We start from the raw sequence: 19,333 nt of genomic DNA, 5'->3' as shown, positions 1-19,333 counted from the left end.
GTCGCCTCCCTCAGAACCCGAACCGGCGGTACTTCTTGTGGACGGCCTGGCGGCTCACCCGCAGCACCTCGGCGATCTGTTGCCACGACCAGCCCTGGTCCCGGGCGTTGGTCACCTGCAGTTCCTCCAGCGACTCCAGCAGTCCCCGCAGGGACGCCACGGCCGCCAGCCCGACGGCCGGGTCCCTGCTGGACGCCGCAGCCGCCACCTTCGTCGCATCAGCCATGTCGTCAACCTACGTTGACAAGAGGCGCCATGTCAACCACGGTTGACGACGACGGATGCCCGCCGACCCACGCCCGCCGCCGGTTGCGGGCACTGACCGCGGGCGCGGGTCGCGGCCCGGCACGCACCGGGCGGTCGCGTCCGGCAGCGGGGGCCGCGGGGTGGAAGGCTCGGAGCGTGGACACGGGACAGCGCGCGGCGAGCACGGCTCGGGCGCTGGCCGAGCAGGCCGACCTGCGAGCGGTGGTCTTCGTCGAGGGGGCCTCCGACCACGCCGCCCTGGAGGTACTGGTCGCCCGGAGCGGACCCGCCGTCCACGGCGTCGCCGTGGTGCCCATGGAGGGGTTCACCGGGATCGGGCGGTTCCTGGCCACCTTCGGCCCGGCCGGGCGCGGTCTGCGGCTCGCCGGGCTGTGCGACGAGGCCGAGGCGCCCTACATGCGGCGCCACATCGCCGCCGCCGGTGTCGACGGCTCCACCTTCCACGTCTGCCACCCGGACCTGGAGGGTGAGCTGATCTCCGCCCTCGGTGTCGACGGGGTCGAGCGGGTGCTGGGGACGATGGGCGAGCTCGGGTCGTTCCGCCGCTTCCAGCGCCAGCCGTTCCACCGGGACCGGCCCGTCGCCGCCCAGCTCCGCCGGTTCCTCGGCACCCGCAGCGGCCGCAAGATCGCCGCCGCCCGCGCGCTGGCCCGCGCCCTGCCCCCCCCCGAGCGGATACCGGGTCCCCTCGCCGGCGTGGTGGCGGCCGTGACCTGACGGTGCCCGAGTCCGGCGCTGCCGCTGTTCGCCCGGCGACGGCAGCGTGCCGCAGCGCGCTTCGCCACCGCTCGCGCACATCTTCCCGCTGGTCGCAGAGGACCCACCCTGTGCGAGCGACCGAGGGATCTGCGACAGCGGCCGATCGGTCAGAACAACTCCGCCCGGGCCGCTCCCCCGGGTCCGCCGTCAGCAACGCGGCGTGGTCATCCTGCCGGGTTCAGATCGGCGTCGAGCAGGCCATCGGGCGGGGTGAGGACGATCCGGCCGCCGTCGAGGTCGACGGTGGGGACGATGGCGTGCACGAAGGGCACCAGCGCGTCGGGGGCATCGGCGCGGGCGAGTACGAGCAGTTCGCCTGCGGGGCCGTGCTGGATCTCGCGGACGGTGCCGACGACCGTGCCGTCGGCCAGCTCCGCTCGCAGGCCCTCGAGCTGGTGGTCGTGGAACTCGTCGGGATCGCCGGTAGGGCCCAGCTCGGAGACGTGCACGAGCAGGCGGGTGCCGCGCAGCGGCTCGGCCGCGGTGCGGTCCGGGATCTCGGTGAAGCGGACGAGCAGCTTCCCGGAGTGCCAGCGCAGGGACTCGACGGTGAGCGTGACGTCGGCCGCGCCGGCGCAGCGCCCGACGAGCGCCGCGCCGGGGGCGAACCGCTCGTCGGGCGAATCGGTGCGGACGTCCACACCGAGCTCGCCGCGCAGGCCGTGCGCCCGCACCACGACACCGACGAGCAGTTCTCCGGCTCGTCCGCGGACGGGTGCGGGCACGGCTGTGGGTTCAGCGGTCGGTGTCGACGACGTCGACCCGCACGCCACGACCACCGATTCCGCCGATGACGGTGCGCAGCGCGGTGGCCGTGCGGCCGCCGCGCCCGATGACCTTGCCCAGGTCCTCCGGGTGCACCCGCACCTCGAGGGTGCGGCCGCGCCGGCTGGTGACCAGGTCCACCTGCACCTCGTCGGGGTGATCGACGATCCCCCGGACGAGGTGCTCCAGGGCGTCGGCCAGGACCGTCACGATTCCGCGGAGGCGGTCTCAGCCGGGGCGGACTCGGCCGGAGCGGCGTCGTCGGCCTTGGCGTCGTCGGCCTTGGGCTCCTCGGCCTTCGGCGGACGCTTGTCGGTCTTCTTCTTCGCGGTGGTGGCCTCGGTGGTGGGCTCCTCGCCCGCCGCGGCGAGCGCCGCGTTGAAGCGCGCGATCTTGTCGACCTTCTCCTTCTGCGGCTTGAGGGTGCCCTCGGTGCCCGGCAGGCCCTTGAACTTCTGCCAGTCGCCCGTGATCTCGAGCAGGTGCTGCACCGGCTCGGTGGGCTGCGCGCCCACGCCGAGCCAGTACTGCGCACGCTCGGAGTCGACCTCGATCAGGCTCGGCTCGTTCTTCGGGTGGTACTTGCCGATGGTCTCGATCGCCCGGCCGCTGCGGCGGCTACGGGCGTCGGCGACGACGATGCGGTAGTACGGCTGACGGATCTTGCCCAGCCTCATCAGCTTGATCTTGACGGCCACGCGCTAACTGCTCCCTGGATCGGACTTTCGGCGATGAGGCCGCACTGCTCGCGTGGGGTTACGGGCTGCGCGTCGCTCGACGTTGTGGGGCCGCGGCTGGTAGAGGGCCGGCCGCGGGACCGACCAGCCATTGTGCCAGACGCCGCCGCCCGCGCACCCCCCGGTCGTTCAGAGTGCGGGGAAGGTGCCGGTCAGCATGAGGTAGAGCCCGATGCCGGGGAGCAGGTTGTTGGCCTGGTGCGCCACGATCGGCGCCAGCAGTCCGCCGCCGTAGATCCGGGCGAGGCCGATGGGCACCGCCACCACGAGCAACAGGATCGCCCGGGGCCACTCGAAGTGGGCCAGAGCGAAGATCACCGTGCTGACGCCGAACACCACCCACACGTTCGCCCCGAGTCGGGTGAGCCCGCCCCAGAGCAGCCCGCGGAAGAGGATCTCCTCGCACACCGGCACGACGAGGACCACCAGCGACGCGATGAGCAGTGCCTCGGCCGGGGGCATGACGAGGTCACCGAAGATGTCCCCGACCGCGGACGAGGCGTCCTCCCCCACCACCGACACGTAGACCGCCGACGCCGGCAGGCTGACGAACAGCCCGCCGAATCCGAACGCCAGGCCGATCCCGAGCTCGCGCCAGCTCCACCGCAGCCCGAAGTCGACGAACGGCCCGTTGCCGCGCACGACCGTGATCACGACGGCGACCGCGGCCGTGACGAGGCCCGGCACCGCGACGGCCACCGCGAGTGCCGCGGTCGACGGCGGCCCGGAGCCGAGCAGGATCACGCCGATCACCAGCGACACGAGCAGGAAGACGGCCTGCGCGAGCAGGTAGGCGCCGATGCCCCAGCGGTGCCGCGGGGCGGCGGGGGGCGCCGACGCCGGGGCGGAGTGGTGGGTCGGCATCGACACCGGGTGGGGTGGGTACGGCGCCATCGACCCGGGGCCGGCCCCCACGGGCACAGCCTGCCGCATCCCGTGGTCGCGGGTCGGCCACGGCGCGGGGGGCGGCGGACCCCAGGCGGGGGGCGGCGGGCCCGCTGCGGTCGCGCCGGGGCCCCACGGACCGGTCGCCGGTGGACCGGGCACGGGCACGGACGCGGCGGGCGGCCCAGGCGCGGCGGGCGCAGACGCGGCGGACGACCCAGGCGCGGCGGGCGGCCGCGGCGTAACGGGCACGGACGCGGCGGGCGGCGGTGCGGCGGCGGGTGCAGACGCCGCAGCGGCGGGCGGCCCGGCAGGTGCGGGCGGCCCGGCAGGTGCAGGCGCACCTGCCGGTCCCGCCATCGGCGGGACCGCCCGGGACGGAACGGGCGGCGGAGTCACCGGGAGCCGGATGCCGGGGTCGGTCGCCTCACCGTCCGGCGACCCGGCCCCGGCGGGGGCCGTGAGGCCGTGCGGCGGGGTCGCGGTGTCGTCGGACGCGGGTGCCCCGCCCGCCGCGACGCCGTGCGCGCGGGCCGCACCCGCCGGCGCCGAGGACCCCGGCGGGGAGGGTTCCGCGGACCGACCGTCCCTGCGGCGCGGCACGGGCCCGGGCGCCGGGAGGGGACGGTGCCGCGAACGGCGACGGACGATCCCCCGCCCCACGGCGACCACCGCCGCGGCGAGCACCGCGGCGACGACGATCCACATCGCGCGCACGCCCGCCGTTCCGGTCCGGGCGGCCCTGTGAGGCCGCTCACCCCCGCTGCCTCCCACTGATCGCACGACCCGACGCTACCGGCCGCCCGCCCCGCCGACCCGGCGGCGGGTGGACCCGGCCCGATCCTGGCGGACACCCGCCGATCCCCGTGCCCGGCGAGGGGAGGCCGGCGGACGAGGCGACCGACCGTGCGCGCCCGCAGGACGGCGAGGATTCGACGGTCGGTCGGTTGCGGGCCCCGGACCCGTGCCGCGGGGAGCCGCCGGGAGGCCGCGCATCCGTTGACCGTGACTTCCAGGACCCGGCCCCGGAACAGCCGTCCTCCGCCGGACGTCGTCGATCCGGCGTGACGCGCCGTGCTCGCCCGGACGCGGGACGGGCGGGCCGCGATCACCGACGGCCACCTCGGCCGGAGGGCGTCAGGTCGCGAACACGCGCCCCCGGAGCATGACCAGCGCCGGGTCGTCGAGGGCGGCGGGGTCGGTGCGCGGGTCGGTGCGGTAGACGACCAGGTCGGCCGGGGCACCGTCGGTGAGGCCGGCACGGCCCAGCCACTCGCGGGCGTGCCAGCTCGCGGCGCCGAGCGCGTCGGGGTGCCCGGCCGCGGCCAGCGCGCGGATCTCGTCGGCGATGCGGCCGTGGGAGATGCCACCGCCCGCGTCGGTGCCCGCGAACACCGGCACGCCCGCCTCGGTGGCGCGCCGGACCACGTCGTGGGCACCGGCGTGCAGCTCCCGCATGTGCGCGGCGTAGGTGGGGTACTTCGTCGCCGAGTCGGCGATGCCGGGGAACGTCTCCACGTTGATCAGCGTGGGTACGAGCGCGGTGCCGCGGGCCGCCATCTGCGCGATCAGGTCGTCGGTCAGCCCGGTGCCGTGCTCGATGCAGTCGATGCCCGCGCCGATCAGACCGGGCAGGGCGTCGGTGCCGAACACGTGGGCGGTGACCCGGGCCCCCGCGGCGTGCGCGGCCCCGATCGCGGCGCGCAGCACGTCGTCGGACCACAGCGGGGCGAGGTCACCGACGCCCCGGTCGATCCAGTCGCCGACCAGCTTGACCCAGCCGTCGCCGCGGGCCGCCTGCTCGGCCACGTGCTCGGGCAACAGCGCGGGATCGTCGAGGTCGACGGACAGGCCGGGGATGTAGCGCTTCGGGCGGGCCAGGTGCCGCCCGGCCCGGATGATCTCCGGGAGGTCGTCGCGGGCCTGCAGGGGGGTCGTGTCGACCGGGGAGCCGCAGTCGCGGATCAGCAGCGTGCCGGCGTCGCGGTCGGTCCGGGCCTGGGCGTCGGCCTCGTCGAGGTCGACCGGCCCGGCCGGGCCCAGGCCCACGTGGCAGTGCGCGTCGACCAGACCGGGGACGATCCAGCCGCCGTCGACGAGCAGGTCGCCGCCCCGGGCGGCGTCGAGGAAGACGTGCCCGCCGTCGACCGTCAGCTCGACGGACCGGTCGGCGTCCCGCCCGCCCGCCCCGAGCAGGACCCCGCGTACCCGGTTCACGTTCACTTGCCCTTCGGGAAGCGCAGCTTGCTGGGGTCGAACCCGGGCGGGAGCTGGTCGAGACCGGGCGGGAGCTGCTGCAGGGTGGGCGGCAGCCCGGACATGTCCGGCAGGCCCCCGCCCGAGCGTGACGGGGTCGGGCGCCCCTTGCCCTTCTTGGACTTCCGCTTGCTGGCCAGCTTCTTCGTGGCGCTGCGCTTCCCGCCGCCGAAGCCGAACTGTCCGGCCATCTGCTGCATCATCTTGCGGGCCTCGAAGAAGCGGGTGACCAGGTCGTTGACATCGCCCACCGACACCCCCGACCCGTTGGCGATGCGCAGCCGCCGCGATCCGTTGATCATCTTCGGGTCGGCCCGCTCGGCGGGGGTCATGCCGCGGATGATCGCCTGCAGCTTGTCGAGGCTCTTGTCGTCGACCTGCGCGAGCGCGTCCTTCATCTGCCCGGCGTTGGCGCCCGGGAGCATGCCGAGGATGTTGCCGATCGGGCCCATCTTGCGGATGGCCTGCATCTGCTCGAGGAAGTCCTCCAGCGACAGCTCACCGGAGCCGATCTTCTGCGCGGTGCGGGCCGACTGCTCCTCGTCGAAGACCTGCTCGGCCTGCTCGATGAGCGAGAGCAGGTCGCCCATCCCGAGGATCCGGCTCGCCATGCGGTCGGGATGGAAGACGTCGAAGTCCTCCAGCTTCTCCCCGCTGGACGCGAACAGGATCGGCTGGCCCGTAACCTCACGGACCGACAGCGCCGCGCCACCGCGGGCGTCGCCGTCGAGCTTGGTGAGCACCACGCCGCTGAACCCGACGCCGTCACGGAACGCCTCGGCGGTGGCCACCGCATCCTGGCCGATCATGGCGTCGACGACGAACAGCACCTCGTCGGGGGACACCGCGTCGCGGATGTCGGCGGCCTGGCGCATCAGCTCCTCGTCGACACCCAGGCGGCCCGCGGTGTCGACGATGACCATGTCGAACATCGTGGAGCGGGCGTGCGCGATCCCGCGGCGGGCGACGTCCACCGGGTCGCCCACACCGTTGCCCGGCTCGGGTGCGAACGTCGTGACCCCGGCCCGCTCGCCGACGATCTGCAGCTGGTTGACCGCGTTGGGGCGCTGCAGGTCGCACGCCACGAGCAGCGGGGCGTGTCCCTGGCCCTTCAGCCATGCCGCGAGCTTGCCGGCGAGCGTGGTCTTGCCGGAGCCCTGCAGGCCGGCGAGCATGATCACGCTCGGCGGCTCCTTGGCGAACCGCAGCCGCCGCGTCTCGCCGCCGAGTACGCCGACGAGCTCCTCGTTGACGATCTTGACGACCTGCTGCGCCGGGTTCAGCGCCCCCGAGACCTCCGCGCCCTTGGCCCGCTCCTTGACGCGCGCGACGAAACCGCGCACCACGGGCAGCGCGACGTCGGCCTCCAGCAGCGCGATGCGGATCTCGCGCGCGGTGGCGTCGATGTCGGCCTCGGACAGGCGGCCCTTGCCACGGAGGTTCGCCAGCGTGCCGGACAGGCGCTCGGAGAGGTCGTTGAACACCCGGACAAGCCTACTGGGCGCCGACCCGGGTCCGCTGCACCGGCGGGTCGAGCACCAGTCCGGCGCGGGCCCGGGCGCGGTCCAGCACGGTCACGCTCGCCCATTCCGGTGACGGCCCGGGCGGCCGCGCCGCGGCCGCGGCGTGCCGGGTGAACGAGCGTCCCGGCACCACCCGGCCCCGCACGGCCTGCCCGCGCAGCGCGTCCGCGGGCTCGACGTGCAGCCACAGCAGGTGCGCGGACCGGCCGGTGAGCGCGGCCAGCCGGGCGAGCGCGGCGCGGGTGCCCGGGTCGGTGGCCGGCAGGTGGGCGACGACGACGGGCACGCGTGACACCGCCGCCCGCACCACCGCCAGCCGGTGCAGCAGGTGCACCAGCCCTCGGTAGGAGCGGTAGGGCACGCCCGGCAGCGCACGGCGCAGTGCGGCGCGCTGGACGTCGGAGTCGAGCACGACCACCCGCGCGTCCACCGGCAGCCCGGCGAGCAGCGTGGACTTCCCCGCCCCGGGCATCCCCGCGACCAGCACCAGCGCGCGGCACGACAGCTCCACGCGCACCGGAACGCCAGGTCCCCCGATCACGCCGCGTACAACGCAGGGTGGGGGCCGATCGTTCCGCACCCTCCCATGATCCTGGAACGGGAATCCGGCCCGGATCGGGCCGAGTTCGCGTTGCACGACCATGTCGGCGCCCGGCGGGGCAGGTCAGAGCGCGTCAGTGCCGCGCTCCCCCGTGCGCACGCGGACGACCTGGTCCACCCGCGTGGTCCAGACCTTGCCGTCGCCGATCTTGCCGGTGCGGGCGGCCTCGACGACGGCATCGATCACCCTCTCGGCGAGCGCGTCGTCGACCACGACCTCGACCCGGACCTTCGGCACGAAGTCGACGGCGTACTCCGCGCCCCGGTACACCTCGGTGTGGCCCTTCTGCCGGCCGTAGCCCTGCACCTCGGACACGGTCATGCCGAGCACGCCGAGGCGCTCCAGCGCGTTCTTGACGTCGCCGAGCGCGAACGGCTTGACGATGGCGGTCACCAGGATCATCGGGTCGTCTCCTCCTCGGCGGTACGCGCCACGATGCCGCCACCGCGGGCCGCGGTCGACAGCGGGGTGACGTCGTCGCCGGTCTCGGCGTGCTCGGCCCGGCGTCCGTTCCGTTCAGATGCGCCGGTCCGGGACGCATGTCGGAGCCGTACTGCTGTCCTGCCGGTCCAGGGACAGCGGTGTGGCTCCGGAGTGCGGATCCGGGGCGGGCAGACTGCCCGCGTGGGAGGGGTGCGCCGGGCGGCTCTGTTGACCGCGGGGTTGGCCCTCGCCGGGTCGACGCTCGGGTTGGTGCGCGACCTCGCCATCGCCGTCGTGTTCGGTGCGGGGCCCGATGTGGACGCGTTCCTCGTGGCACAGGGGCTGATGAACCTCGTGCTCGGACTCATCACCGGGGCGCTCGCGAAGGCGGCGGTGCCCGTGATGGCCCGTGCCGTCGACGCCGGGCGCCCGGCGGCCGGGATGGCGTCGGTGCGGGCCGCGCTCGGGCTCGCCTGCCTCGTGCTGGCGGTCGGCGCGGGCGCGGTGTGGGTCGGGGCCGGCGGCGTGGTCGCGCTGCTGGCTCCCGGGTTCGACGCGCCCACCGCCGCGCTCGCCGTGGAGCTGAGCCGGATCGTGCTGATCGCCACCGTGCTGATCACGGCGACGAACCTGCTGGCCGGTGCGGGGCAGGCGCTGGGCCGGTTCGGACCCTCGGCGCTGCAGAGCGTCGGGTTCAACCTGGTGATGATCGCGGCCGCGGCCGTGGCCGGACCGGTGTTCGGCGCCACGGCACTGGCCTGGGGCTTCGTGCTCGGTTCGGCGGTCCGGCTGGTCCTGCAGCTGATCCCGCTGCGCGCGGCCCGGCTGCCGGCGTGGCCGACGCTGCGGCTGCGCGACGAGGGGCTGCGCGAGATGCTGCGCCTGGTGCCCGCGCTCGTCGTCGGCAGCGCGCTGTCGTCGGTGAACACGCTGGTGGACCGCGCGGTGGCCTCGACGCTGGGCCCCGGGTCGGTGGCCGCGGTGAACTTCGCGGGGCGCCTGTCGTCCACGATCGACCTGCTGCTCGTGGCCACGCTGCTCGCCGCGCTCTACCCGAGGCTGGCGGCGGCCGTCACCCCCGCCCGGCGCGCGGAGCTGCGTGACCTGACGGCCCGCGGGGTGGCCGTGCTGGCGGTGGTGATGGTGCCGATCGCGGCCGGGATGGCGCTGGCCGCCACCCCGCTGGTGCGGCTGGTGTACGGCTACGGCGCGTTCGACGACACCGCGGTGGCGCTGACGGCGTCGGCCGCGGGGGTCTTCGCCGTCGGCATCCCGGTGCTCGCCGTGCGGGAGGTGGCGGCCCGTACCTGCTACGCGCTGGGGGACGGCACGGTGCCGGTGGTGTCGGCGGCCGTCGGGGTCGCCGTCAACGTGGTGCTCGACCTGGTGCTGGCGCCGGTGTTCGGGGTGGCCGGGATCGCGGCGGCGACCGTCGTCTCGGTGGCCGTGGCGACCGGGGTGACGCTGGCGGGGCTGCACCGCAGGCACCGGGCCGTGCCCCCGCTGGGGCGTCTGGGCGGTGGGCTGGCCCTCGCGGCGGCGGCGGGCGTCGGCACCGGGTGGGCGGCGCGGCTGCTCGTGGGGTCCCCCGCGGACGGTCCGCTGGGCGCGGCGCTGGTGTGCTCGGCCGTGGGCGTCGGGGTGCTGGCCGGCTACCTGCCGGTGCTGCGCCTGACCTGCCCCGAGCAGTTCCGGCTGCTGAGGAGCCTGCCGTCGGACCTGCGCCGCCGCCGCTGAGGCGCCCGGGAGGACGGCGGGTCAGAGGGGCGGAGCAGGACCAGGGGGGTGCTCTGGCCGGCGTTGCCCTGGGGGTTGTCGGCCAGCAGCCGCAGCAGTACCTCCGGGTCGGGCCCGCCCGCGGACACCGAGCGGACCGAACCGCCGCGGTCGTTGACGTCCACGACCGCCACCGCCCGCCCCAGCCGGGACGCCAGGTGATGCCCGAGCAGCGCCGCCTCCCCCGGCAGCAGCGGGGGCAGCAGCGCGTCGCGATAGGCGCCGCGCAGGCCGTCGAGGTCGCGGGCGGTGCTGCCCAGCAGCCGGTAGAACGTGCCCGTGGAGCCGAACGGGCGGGCGAGCGCGGCGGCCAGCGCGGCCCCGACGACACGCGCCGGGCCGGCCTGGTCGAGCACGAACTGCATCTTGCGCGGCTGGGACAGGCCCAGGCTGTTGCCGACCGGGCGGACCGAGCGGGCCAGCAGGTGCGCCAGCGCCCCCGCCCGCAGCCCGTGGGCGTCCACGGTGCGACCGCTCGTCACCACGGCGACCTTCTCGGCGACGGCCACGACGTCGCCCGGGCGCGGCGAGCCGTCGGGCATGGTGGCGACGGCCACGACGTCGCCCGGGCGCGGCGAGCCGTCGGGCATGGTGGCGAGCGCCGCCGCCAGCGCACCACCGAGATCGTCGTCGGCGTCGAGCCACGGCGTGCGCAGCAGTACCCGCCGCCAGCGGCGCCCGGCGGCCACCAGCACCACATCGGACGCCACCGGCGCGGCGAGGGGGTCGGGCCCCGGCTCGACACGCAGCGACGTGGTCATGGTCGAGAGCATGACCCGTGAACATGAAACGACGATGACAACACGCCGCGAACGGACATTTCAGCCCGCCGCGGCGAGAACCGCCTGTTCGATCCGCCTGCGCTCCTCGCGCCGGAACCCTCCGTCGCCGGCCGGTCCCGCGAGGCAGAACGAGTCCACCACCGACCCCCCGAGGGTGGCCACCCGAGCCCAGCGCAGGTCGGCGTCGCAACCCTCCAGCGCGGTGGCGATGCGGTGCAGCAGCCCGATGCGGTCGGTGCCGCGCAGCTCCATTACCACCGCGCCGGTGGCCTCGTCGTCGAACCACAGCACCCGCGGCGGGGCCACGGGTTCCGACGCGGTGGTGGGCGCGTAGTCGCGCTCCTTGCGGATGAGTGCGTCGGCGAGCACGAGCGTGCCGTCGAGCACGCGGCCCAGGTCCGTGCGCAGCAGCGCCGGGTCGGGCAGGCCCCCGAACCGGGGTGACACGGTGAAGGTGAAGACCGCCACGTCGTTCACGGTGCTCAGCTCGGCGGCGTGCACCTCCAGCGAGTGCAGCGCCAGCACCCCGGCCGCCGCCGCCAGCGAGCCGCGCCGGTCGGGCACCGCCACCAGCACCGTGGCCGGGGCCGACTCGTCGGCGAAGCGCACCTGGGCGCGACCCTCGGCCGTGACGGCGGCGGCCAGCTCACCGCCGTCGCCCTCCGGGGCCGCGGGCAGCACCTGGCCCGTCATCAGCGCGCGGCAGCGGATCGACAGGTCACCGATCAGCGCCTTCTTCCACGGGCTCCACACGCCCGGCCCGGTGGCCAGCGAGTCGGCCTCGGCCAGCGCGGTGAGCAGGTCGAGCAGCAGCGCGGCGGTGCCCGGCGCGCCCTGCGCGACGGCGCCGCCGAGCGTGTCGACCACCCGGCTGACGGTGGCCGGGTCGTCGAGGTCGCGGCGGGTGGCCGTGTGCGGGAGCAGCAGGTGGTGGCGGACCATCGCCCCGAGCACCGCGACGTCGGGCTCGGGGAAACCGAGCCTGCGCCCCACCTGCACGGCCAGCGACTCCCCCACCACCGAGTGGTCCCCGCCCCGGCCCTTGCCGATGTCGTGCAGCAACGTGCCCACCAGCAGCAGGTCGGGACGGGCGACGCGCGTGGTCAGGCGGGCCACCTGCGCGCAGGACTCCACGAGGTGCCGGTCCACGGTCCACACGTGCGCGCGATCGCGCGGCGGCAGGTCGCGCACGGCGCCCCACTCCGGGAACAACCGCCCCCAGAGCCCCGTGCGGTCCATCGCCTCCACGACGTCGACGAGCGGGCGGCCGGTGCCCAGCAGCGACAGCAGCTCCCCCAGCGCGTCGCGCGGCCACGGCGCGCGCAACTCGGGCGCGGTGTCGGCGAGCCGGTGCAGCGTGCCCGCGGCCACCGGCAGCCCGGTGCGCGCGGCCGTCGCGGCCACCCGCAGCACCAGCGCGGGGTCGCGGGCGGCCGTGGCGTCGCGCGCCAACGTCACCTCGCCGCCGTGCTCGACGACACCGGAGTCCAGCGGACGGCGCACCGGGCCGCGGCCCAGGCTCCGCCGACCCAGCGCGGCCAGCCCGCGCCGCGGCAGCGCGTTGCGGGCCGAGCGCAGGCCGACCTCCGCGGAGAAGGCGACGGCCCGCGCCGCGCCGGACAGCGCGCGGGCGAGCTCGAAGCGGTCGCCGAGGTCCAGCACGGCCGCCACCTCGTCGGCGTCCTGGGCGCGCAGCGCGTCACGGGCGCGGCCGGCGAGGCGGTGCAGCTCGGTGCGGACGTCGAGCAGCAGCGTGCGCGCCTCCAGCACGTCGCCGGCCGGCCGGTCGATCAGCTGGGCGGCCGCGAGCGCGTCGACCAGCTGGATGTCGCGCAGGCCGCCGTGACCGTTCTTCAGGTCCGGCTCGACACGGTGCGCGACGTCGCCGACCTTCGCCCAGCGGGTGTTCGCGCCCTCGACGATCTCGTCGAACCGGCTGCGGATCCCGGCGCGCCACGCCTGGCGCACCGCGGCGTGGACGGTGTCGGTCAGCGCCGGATCGCCGGCGATGTGGCGCATCTCCAGCAGCCCGAACGCGGCCCGCAGGTCCGTCGCCGCGACCTGCACCGCCTGGCCGGGGGTGCGCACGGAGTGGTCGAGGCCGATGCCGGCGTCCCAGAGCGGGTACCACAGCCCGTCGGCGATGCGGTCGATGTCCTTGCGGCCGTCGTGCAGCAGCACGAGATCGAGGTCCGACCACGGCGCCAGCTCGCGGCGGCCCAGCGCACCGACGGCCACGAGCGCGGCGCGGTCGGTCAGGCCGATCGACGCGGCACGGGTGGACAGCCAGAAGTCGTGCAGGTCGACCAGGGCCGTGCGCAGCGCCTCCGGGGTGAGCCGGCGCTTGCCGTCGGACTCCAGCAGGACCGCCTTCGCGCGCACGAGGTCCTGGGCGTCCCCCGAACCGACAGCCTCGGCACTCACAGCGCGTCGGCACCCCGCTCGCCGGTGCGGACCCGCACCACGGTGTCGACCGCGGTCACCCAGACCTTCCCGTCGCCGATCTTGCCGGTGCGGGCGGCCAGGACCACGGTGTCGATCACCCTCTCCACCAACCCGTCCTCGACGGCGACCTCGACGCGGACCTTCGGCACGAAGTCGACCTGGTAGTCGGCTCCCCGGTAGATCTCCGTGTGCCCGCGCTGGCGACCGTAGCCGGACACCTCGCTGACGGTCATACCCGCCACGTCCAGCTGTTCCAGTCCCGCACGGACGTCATCCAGGGCGAACGGTTTCACGATCGCCGTCACGAGCATCATCGCGGTTCTCTCCGATCGGTGACGAAGCGGTCATTCTCCAGGAAAAAGGCGCCGGGCCCGCCGCACCTCTCGAAGGTACGGCGGGCCCGGCGGACGAGATGTGGAGCTAGATCGCGTCGGTCCCGCGCTCGCCAGTACGGACCCGGACGACGCCCTCGACCGGGGTCACCCAGACCTTCCCGTCACCGATCTTGCCGGTGCGGGCGGCCTCGACGACGGCGTCCACGACCTTCTCCGCGAGCGCGTCGTCGGCGACGACCTCCACACGGACCTTCGGCACGAAGTCCACCGAGTACTCCGCACCACGGTAGACCTCGGTGTGGCCCTTCTGGCGGCCGTACCCCTGGACCTCGCTGACGGTCATGCCCAGGACGCCGATCTGTTCCAGCGCCCCCTTCACGTCCTCCAGCACGAACGGCTTGACGATCGCCGTGACCAGCTTCATCTCTCAGGACTCCTTTCCGGCGGTCGCCGGGACGGGCTCGGACGCCGCCGGCCGGGAGGTGCCGAGGCCGCCGCCGCCGCGCAGAGTGGAGAAGTCGTAGCCCGTCTCCGCGTGCTCGGTCTCGTCGATGCCCGTGACCTCGTTCTCGTCGGAGATCCGCAGGCCGATGGTGAACTTCAGGGCGTAGGCGATGATCGCGGTGACGATGCCCGAGTAGGCGAGCACCGCGAGTGCCCCGACGGCCTGGCGCCACAGCTGGTCGGCGCCGCCGCCGTAGAAGAGCCCGTCGACACCGGCCGGCGCCTCGGCGGTGGCCAGGAAGCCGACGAGCAGGGTGCCGACGAGGCCGCCGACGAGGTGGACGCCGACGACGTCGAGCGAGTCGTCGAAGCCGAAGCGGAACTTCAGGCCGACGGCCAGTGCGCACAGCACACCGGCGACGGCGCCGACCGCGATCGCGCCGACCGGCGAGACCGAGGAACAGGCCGGGGTAATCGAGACGAGACCCGCCACCACGCCGGAGGCGGCACCGAGGCTCGTCGGGTGGCCGTCGCGGAAGCGCTCCACGAGCAGCCAGGCGATCATGGCCGCGGCGGTGGCGACGATGGTGTTGAGGAACGCGAAGCCGGAGATCGCGCCGGACCCGACGGCCGAACCGGCGTTGAAGCCGAACCAGCCGAACCACAGGAGCGCGGCACCGAGCATCACGAGCGTGAGGTTGTGCGGCCGCATGGGCTCGCGCGGCCAGCCACGGCGCTTGCCGAGGACGATGGCCAGGACCAGCGCGGCGATACCGGCGTTGATGTGGACGGCCGTGCCACCCGCGAAGTCGATGGCGGCGAGGTCGTTGGCGATCCAGCCACCGGCGCCTGCGGTCGTGTCGTCGAACGCGAACACCCAGTGCGACACGGGGAAGTAGACGATCGAGGCCCAGATGCCCGCGAAGATCAGCCACGAGCCGAACTTCATGCGGTCCGCGACCGCGCCGGAGATCAGGGCGACGGTGATGATGGCGAACGTGGCCTGGAAGGCCGCGAAGACCACCGAGGGGATCGTGGCGACCAGCGGCACCTCGTCACCGGAGAAGCCGGTGGCGATCGCGGAGAGACCCGCGAACTCCGTCGGGTCCCCGACCAGGCCCGCGTCGCCGACACTCGTGCCGAACGCCATGGAGTAGCCGTAGAGCACCCACAGCACCCCGACGAGTCCGATCGAGCCGAAACTCATCATCATCATGTTCAGCACGCTCTGGCTGCGCACCATGCCGCCGTAGAACAGCGCCAGGCCCGGCGTCATGAGCAGCACCAGGGCCGTGGCCGTCATCATCCAGGCGGTATCGCCGGTATCGGGCACTCCAGGCACGTCGACTCCTTCCCGTCATCGCCGCGACCCGCCCGTTCTGGGCGGTTTCTGCGGCAGGTGCGGGAACTATCGAATCGGCATGTTTCGACGGCTCTCCACCGCTGTTGCGAACACGTGAACGACCGTCGGAGTGGAGTTACATCCGCATTACGCGGACTGTGCGTATCAGTTCAGTAACGCATCGACGTAGGCCGCGGGCTCGAACGGGGCGAGGTCGTCGGGCCCCTCGCCGAGGCCGACGAGCTTCACCGGCACACCCAGCTCGCGCTGGACGCGGAACACGATGCCGCCCTTGGCCGTGCCGTCGAGCTTGGTCAGGACGATGCCGGTGACCGTGACGACGTCTCCGAACACCCGCGCCTGCGTCATCCCGTTCTGGCCGGTGGTGGCGTCGAGGACGAGCAGCACCTCGTCGACCTCGGCCTGCCGCTCGACCACGCGCTTGACCTTCTGCAGCTCGTCCATCAGGCCGGTCTTGGTGTGCAGGCGACCCGCGGTGTCGAGCAGCACGGCGTCGGCGCCCTCGGCCGTGCCCTGCTTGACGGCGTCGAACGCGACGCTCGCAGGGTCGGCGCCCTCGGCCCCGCGAACGACGGTGGCGCCCGCGCGCTCGCCCCACGTCATCAGCTGCTCGGCGGCCGCGGCACGGAACGTGTCGGCCGCGCCGAGCACCACGTGGTGCCCACCGGCCACGAGGACGCGCGCGAGCTTGCCCGTGGTGGTGGTCTTGCCGGTGCCGTTGACGCCGACGACGAGCAGCACCGCCGGGCGGCCGTCGTGCGGCAGCGCGCGCACCGAGCGGTCGAGGTCGGAGCGCAGGGCGTCGGTGAGGACGTCGCGCAGCAACGCACGCGCCTGCTCCGCGGTGCGCACACCACGGGCGGCGAGCTGGGTGCGCAGCGCGTCCACGAGCTCGGCCGTCATCTCCGGGCCGAGGTCGGCCTGCAGGAGCGTGGCCTCGACGTCCTCCCAGGACTCCTCGTCGAGCTCCCCGGCCCCGAGCAACCCGAGCAGGCTCTGCCCGAAGCCGGACCGGGAGCGGGCGAGTCGGCCGCGCAGGCGCTCCAGCCGCCCGCCCGGCGGGGCGATCTCCTCGGCGGGTGGCGGCGGTGCCGCGTCGCCGACCGGCGGGGCGGCCACCGGCGGGGCGGTCTCGGTCGGGGCGGTCCCGGCAGGAGCGGTCCCCGTCGGTGCGGTCCCCGCCGGTGCGGTCCCGGTCGGGGTACCGACGGGAACGGTGGCGGTGTCAGCGGCGGCGACCGGGGCCGTGCCGGTGTCGGTGGTACCCGTCGGAGCGGCCGTGTCCGTCGGAGCGGCCGTGTCCGTCGGATCCGTGCCGGTGTCCGCCGTGCCGGTGTCAGGGGCGCCGGTGTCAGGGGCGCCGGTCGGGCCGGCGCCGGCGGTGGTGGCCGCCGCCCGCCCGGTGTCCGCGGGCGCGTCCGCCGGGTCGGCGGGGCGCGCCGGGTCCGCCGACGGGGTGTCCGCGGGTGCGACCGTCCCGGCGGCGGCGGAGGGAACGGCGCCGGCGACCGGGGGGGCATCGGCGGCGGGTGGGTCGGGCCGCGGGGCGTCGGGAAGGGTGGTGGCACCGTGCAGCGACCGCTTCGGCGGCTCGGCCGGGTCCGCGACCGTCGGATCGGCGGGGGCGTCGGGGGTGGGCGGCGGAGCGGCCGGCGTGTCAGGGGTGCGCGGCGGGGTGGCCGTGTCCCCGCCCGCGGAGAAGGAGAACCCGCTGTCCGCCCGGTAGGTGCCGCCGTGCCGGGGCGGGGCGGTGTCGGGACGGGTGTCGCCCGCCAGCTCGTCGGCCTGCCGCAGGCTGATCCGTCGTCGTTGCCGCAGCACCAGACCCAGCACGACGGCGATGAGCACGACCGCCGCCACGACCGCGACGACGATCCACAAGGTCTCCGTGGTCACGCCCCCACCCTGTCATGCCGGTCCGGGACCCCGCCCGGCACGGGGACCCACCGTCCCGGCGCGACACGACCACCCGGACGGCGACCCCGCAGCCCGCTCCTGCGCCTCGCACACCGGCCGCGACCGGTGCGTGCCGGCACCACGACAGGTGGGCGCGCCGCCCCGGGCCCGCGGCCGCGCCTCAGCTCGCCGGGCGCAGCCGCTGGCTGATGACCGTGGTGATGCCGTCCCCGCGCATGGCGACCCCGTACAGCGCGTCGGCGACCTCCATCGTCGGCTTCTGGTGCGTGATGACGACGAGCTGGCTGGTCGAGCGCAGCTCCTCCAGCAGGCTGATCAGCCGGCGCAGGTTGACGTCGTCGAGCGCCGCCTCGATCTCGTCGAGGATGTAGAACGGCGACGGCCGGGCGCGGAAGATCGCCACCAGCAGGGCCATCGCGGTCAGCGAGCGCTCGCCGCCGGAGAGCAGGGACAGCCGCTTGACCTTCTTGCCGGGCGGCCGCGCCTCGACCTCGACGCCGGTGGTGAGCATGTCCTCGGGGTCGGTGAGCACCAGGCGGCCCTCGCCCCCGGGGAACAGGGTGTCGAATACGATCGCGAACTCGCGCGCCACGTCGGAGTAGGCCTGCGCGAACACCTCGAGGATCTTGTCGTCCACCTCGCGGACCACGGTGAGCAGGTCGCGCCGGGTGTTCTTCAGGTCCTCCAGCTGCGTGGACAGGAACCGGTAGCGCTCCTCCAGCGCCGCGAACTCCTCCAGCGCCAGCGGGTTGACCCGGCCCAGCAGCGCGAGGTCCTTCTCGGCGCGCGCCGCCCGGCGCTCCTGCACGGCGCGGTCGTAGGGCATGGCCGGGGGCGCGACCACGTCCTCGCCGCGCTCGCGGGCCGCCTCGTACTCGGCGGTCTCGGCGAGCGAGGCGGGCACCGGCACGTCGGGCCCGTACTCGGCGACCAGGTCGTCGACGCCCAGGCCGTGGTCGGCGAGCACCTTCTCGGTGAGCTGCTCCAGCCGCAGCCGGGACTGCGCGCGCATCACCTCGTCGCGGTGCACGGCGTCGGTCAGCTTCTCCATCAGGTTGCCCAGGCGCCCGGCGGTGGCGCGGGCCTCGCCGAGCGCGCGCTCGCGCGAATCGCGGGCCGCGGCCGCCGCGTCCCGCTCCAGGACCGCGGCGGCCAGCGAGTCCGCGATCCGCAGGCCCGCCCGCTCCCCCGCGTCGGCGACGAGCGCGGCCACCGCGGCTCCGCGCTCGCGGGCCTCCCGCGCGGTGGCGGCCCGGGCCCGGGCGTGGCGTTCCGACGCGGCCTGCCTGCGCAGCCCCTCGGCCCGCCCGGCGATCGCGCGCGCCCGCTCCTCGCAGGTGCGCAGCGCGAGCCGGGCGTCGACCTCCTCGGAACGGACGGCGTCCAGCGCGTCGGCGGCGGCGTCGCGGATCTCGGTGTCGGGCTCGTCGTCCACCGGCTCGTCGGAGGCCAGGGCGAGCTGCTGCTCGGCCGCCTCCAGGGCGAGCAGGGCGTCGGAGCGGCGGGCCTCGACGGCGTCGCGGCGCTCGCGCAGCCGCTGCGACTCGGCGGCGGCCGACCGGACGGCCTGCTCGACCCGCCCGAGCTGCGTCGACGCGGCGGCCCGGCGCTGCTCGGCAGCCTTCTGCGCGGCCCGGGCCGCCTCGACGTCGGCCAGCCGGGCCGCCTCCTCCGCCCGGGCGCCGGCCAGCGTGGGCCCGAGCCCGGCCAGCTCCTGCTCGACGGCGTCCCGCCGTTGCCGCGCCTCGTCGACGGCCGCCTGCACGTCGAGGGTGCTGGTGGCGGTGCCGGAGCCACCGGCCGCACGGGCGGCGCCCAGGACGTCCCCGTCCTTGGTGACGACGGTGAGCTCCGGATCAGCGGTGACGAGCTCGACGGCACCGGAGAGATCGTCGACGACCACCACCCCGTGGAGCAGCCGGGCGAGGGAGGCCGCGAGCACCCCGTCCGCGGAGACCCCATCGGCGGCCCACCGCCCCCCACCGGGGCAACGGACCGCACACCCCTACACAAGCCGGGGTCGGGCGGGCCGGTCGGTGGCGGCGGCCAGCGCGG

The 19,333-nt window shown here is 75.2% G+C and carries 17 protein-coding genes and 1 pseudogene; 2 read left to right on the top strand and 16 right to left on the bottom strand.

Annotated elements, in window-relative coordinates; translation table 11 throughout:
- Positions 1-10: 10 nt before the first annotated feature.
- A complete protein-coding gene (locus Q1K26_RS16100; protein WP_300012954.1) occupies positions 11-226 on the bottom strand; it encodes a helix-turn-helix domain-containing protein in 216 nt (71 codons plus the stop codon).
- A gap of 176 nt (positions 227-402) precedes the next feature.
- Between Q1K26_RS16100 and Q1K26_RS16095 the strand changes: the two genes are divergently transcribed.
- Positions 403-984, top strand: coding sequence for a hypothetical protein (locus Q1K26_RS16095; RefSeq protein WP_300012951.1), 582 nt, complete (start codon positions 403-405; stop codon positions 982-984).
- 206 nt (positions 985-1,190) lie between these two features.
- Here Q1K26_RS16095 and rimM read toward each other — a convergent pair whose 3' ends face one another.
- The 8 genes from rimM to Q1K26_RS16055 all read right to left on the bottom strand — a co-directional run bounded on the left by rimM (position 1,191) and on the right by Q1K26_RS16055 (position 8,195).
- Complete coding sequence (rimM, locus tag Q1K26_RS16090) at positions 1,191-1,751, bottom strand: ribosome maturation factor RimM (RefSeq protein ID WP_300012948.1); 561 nt, start codon at positions 1,749-1,751, stop codon at positions 1,191-1,193.
- Positions 1,752-1,761: 10 nt separating this feature from the next.
- Entirely contained in the window at positions 1,762-2,001 is a 240-nt protein-coding gene (locus Q1K26_RS16085; RefSeq protein WP_300012946.1) for an RNA-binding protein, read from the bottom strand.
- A complete protein-coding gene (gene rpsP, locus Q1K26_RS16080) occupies positions 1,998-2,489 on the bottom strand; it encodes a 30S ribosomal protein S16 (protein WP_300012943.1) in 492 nt (163 codons plus the stop codon). Before rpsP ends, Q1K26_RS16085 begins: the two co-directional genes overlap by 4 nt.
- A gap of 168 nt (positions 2,490-2,657) precedes the next feature.
- Entirely contained in the window at positions 2,658-3,443 is a 786-nt protein-coding gene (locus Q1K26_RS16075) for a type II CAAX endopeptidase family protein (RefSeq protein WP_300012941.1), read from the bottom strand.
- Positions 3,444-4,550: 1,107 nt separating this feature from the next.
- Positions 4,551-5,567: an amidohydrolase family protein gene (locus Q1K26_RS16070; RefSeq protein WP_300013266.1), complete on the bottom strand. Its 1,017-nt coding sequence runs from the start codon at positions 5,565-5,567 to the stop codon at positions 4,551-4,553.
- Positions 5,568-5,632: 65 nt separating this feature from the next.
- The gene (ffh, locus tag Q1K26_RS16065) at positions 5,633-7,153 is read right to left on the bottom strand and encodes a signal recognition particle protein (protein ID WP_300012939.1); all 1,521 of its coding nucleotides are present in this window, start codon (positions 7,151-7,153) and stop codon (positions 5,633-5,635) included.
- Positions 7,154-7,163: 10 nt separating this feature from the next.
- Positions 7,164-7,733: an AAA family ATPase gene (locus tag Q1K26_RS16060; protein ID WP_300012937.1), complete on the bottom strand. Its 570-nt coding sequence runs from the start codon at positions 7,731-7,733 to the stop codon at positions 7,164-7,166.
- Positions 7,734-7,856: 123 nt separating this feature from the next.
- A complete protein-coding gene (locus tag Q1K26_RS16055) occupies positions 7,857-8,195 on the bottom strand; it encodes a P-II family nitrogen regulator (protein ID WP_300012935.1) in 339 nt (112 codons plus the stop codon).
- A gap of 222 nt (positions 8,196-8,417) precedes the next feature.
- Between Q1K26_RS16055 and murJ the strand changes: the two genes are divergently transcribed.
- On the top strand, positions 8,418-9,953 hold the full coding sequence (gene murJ / locus Q1K26_RS16050; protein ID WP_300012932.1) for a murein biosynthesis integral membrane protein MurJ: 1,536 nt from the start codon (positions 8,418-8,420) through the stop codon (positions 9,951-9,953).
- Here the strand turns inward: murJ and Q1K26_RS16045 are convergent.
- The 7 genes and pseudogenes from Q1K26_RS16045 to Q1K26_RS16015 all read right to left on the bottom strand — a co-directional run.
- Positions 9,869-10,753, bottom strand: a complete 885-nt coding sequence (locus tag Q1K26_RS16045; protein WP_300012929.1) for a hypothetical protein — start codon at positions 10,751-10,753, stop codon at positions 9,869-9,871. The two genes, murJ and Q1K26_RS16045, sit on opposite strands and share 85 nt — an antisense overlap.
- A gap of 60 nt (positions 10,754-10,813) precedes the next feature.
- The gene (locus Q1K26_RS16040) at positions 10,814-13,198 is read right to left on the bottom strand and encodes a [protein-PII] uridylyltransferase (RefSeq protein WP_300012926.1); all 2,385 of its coding nucleotides are present in this window, start codon (positions 13,196-13,198) and stop codon (positions 10,814-10,816) included.
- Complete coding sequence (locus Q1K26_RS16035; protein ID WP_300012923.1) at positions 13,195-13,533, bottom strand: P-II family nitrogen regulator; 339 nt, start codon at positions 13,531-13,533, stop codon at positions 13,195-13,197. The genes Q1K26_RS16040 and Q1K26_RS16035 overlap by 4 nt, the downstream gene beginning before the upstream one ends.
- 106 nt (positions 13,534-13,639) lie before the next feature.
- Complete coding sequence (locus Q1K26_RS16030) at positions 13,640-13,978, bottom strand: P-II family nitrogen regulator (RefSeq protein ID WP_300012920.1); 339 nt, start codon at positions 13,976-13,978, stop codon at positions 13,640-13,642.
- A gap of 3 nt (positions 13,979-13,981) precedes the next feature.
- Positions 13,982-15,304 carry an ammonium transporter gene (locus Q1K26_RS16025; RefSeq protein ID WP_300013263.1) on the bottom strand — a complete coding sequence of 441 codons (1,323 nt, stop codon included), beginning with the start codon at positions 15,302-15,304 and terminating at the stop codon, positions 13,982-13,984.
- 201 nt (positions 15,305-15,505) lie between these two features.
- Positions 15,506-17,257 carry a signal recognition particle-docking protein FtsY gene (gene ftsY, locus Q1K26_RS16020; protein WP_300012917.1) on the bottom strand — a complete coding sequence of 584 codons (1,752 nt, stop codon included), beginning with the start codon at positions 17,255-17,257 and terminating at the stop codon, positions 15,506-15,508.
- A gap of 181 nt (positions 17,258-17,438) precedes the next feature.
- A pseudogene (locus Q1K26_RS16015) lies at positions 17,439-19,265 on the bottom strand (AAA family ATPase); the annotation flags it as partial.
- Positions 19,266-19,333: the final 68 nt, after the last annotated feature.

The organism is Pseudonocardia sp. (assembly GCF_029263155.1).
GTDB lineage: Bacteria > Actinomycetota > Actinomycetes > Mycobacteriales > Pseudonocardiaceae > Pseudonocardia.
The sequence above is the reverse complement of the archived record's forward strand: the minus strand, read 5'-3'. Positions and strand labels throughout refer to the sequence as shown.